The following is an 839-nucleotide window of genomic DNA, read 5'->3' as shown; positions in this document are numbered from 1 at the left end:
GTAGAATTGAGTTATGAAAGAAGTAATATATCGGAATTAGCAAGGGAACTTGGAATAAAAGCCTCCTTATTATACAAATGGCGCAAAGATTATCAAGAATACGGATCCAATAGTTTTCCAGGAAAAGGTAATTTAAAACTAACGCCTGAACAGGAGCGAATAGTTGAATTAGAAAGAAAGCTTAAAGATGCAGAATTAGAACGTGATATCTTAAAAAAAGCAATCAGCATTTTCTCCAAGAACGGTCGATGAAATATAGATTTATAAAGAATCACGAGTGCCAATTTCCGATTGAGAAAATGTGTATTATCTTAAAAATCCACTCCAGCAGCTATTATAAATGGAAAAATAAAGGTTGCTCCAATCGACTTTTGAGAAAAAATTTGATGCTAGATAAAATAAAGTATCTATATTTTAAATTCAAGCAGAGATATGGAAGTCCTCGAATTCATTCAGAATTAAATGCTTTAGGTTACAGAATATCAGTTAAAACAGTTGCTAAATATATGCAAGAGCTTGGTTTAAGAAGTAAATTAAGTAAAAAGTTTAGAGTTACAACAAATTCTAAACATAATTATTTAACTGTAAATAATCTTCTTAATCGAGATTTTTACGCTTCAAAACCTTCTATGAAATGGGTATCAGATATTACTTATATTCAAACTCAAGAAGGATTTTTATATTTAACAACAATTATCGATTTATATGATAGAAAGGTCATTGGTTGGAGTTTGAGCAATACGATGAGTACTGAAGATACAACTTTATCAGCATGGCGTATGGCTATAAAGAATAGATCGATTAAAAAAGGAATGCTATTTCATTCTGATCGAGGAATA

The 839-nt window shown here is 30.2% G+C and carries 2 protein-coding genes; both read left to right on the top strand.

The window, feature by feature from the left end; translation table 11 throughout:
• On the top strand, positions 1 to 252 hold a 252-nt coding region (locus tag N5E64_RS15650), incomplete at its 5' end, for a transposase (protein ID WP_280038324.1).
• The coding region (locus N5E64_RS15645; RefSeq protein ID WP_280038323.1) for an IS3 family transposase at positions 249 to 839 on the top strand (591 nt) is incomplete at its 3' end. The genes N5E64_RS15650 and N5E64_RS15645, both read left to right, overlap by 4 nt.

Source organism: Empedobacter sp. GD03739 (genome assembly GCF_029843245.1).
GTDB lineage: Bacteria > Bacteroidota > Bacteroidia > Flavobacteriales > Weeksellaceae > Empedobacter > Empedobacter falsenii_B.
This window is presented reverse-complemented; position numbering and strand designations above follow the sequence as displayed.